The sequence below is a fragment of the Cognatundibacterium luofuense genome, from assembly GCF_018139685.1.
In the GTDB taxonomy this organism is placed as follows: Bacteria; Pseudomonadota; Gammaproteobacteria; order Burkholderiales; family Burkholderiaceae_D; genus Undibacterium; species Undibacterium luofuense.
The window spans coordinates 1-352 of the sequence record NZ_JAGSPN010000333.1; the positions used below are offsets into that span (position 1 = coordinate 1).

General features: G+C 54.3%; 1 pseudogene. It reads left to right on the forward strand.

Annotated features, from left to right (window positions below):
- A pseudogene (locus KDM89_RS22655) lies at positions 1-352 on the forward strand (CehA/McbA family metallohydrolase); the annotation flags it as partial.

Below are 352 nucleotides of genomic sequence, written 5' to 3' on the forward strand. Positions count from 1 at the left end.
GCAAAGCTGGCCTATGCAGGTTGGCAAAGTAGCGGTGCCGGCGATGCCAGGTTTTACTGCGTTGAACACTCGCAAAACCACAGCGGCACCAAAGACCGGTATCGTCAACAAAATGGCTGTCGCCAGCCTGACAGCCGCAGGTGGCTCACTGCCTTACACCATTTACTACGGCAATTTACACAGCCAGACCAATCACAGCGATGGTGGCGGTGATTTGAGTTCCTGTACCGGCGCACAGAATCCGCAGTCTGCCGCTTACGGTCCGACCGATGCGTATCAGTACGCACTGAATAAGGGGCTGGATTTCCTGATGACGTCTGAGCACAACCATATGTACGATGGTTCTGACAGT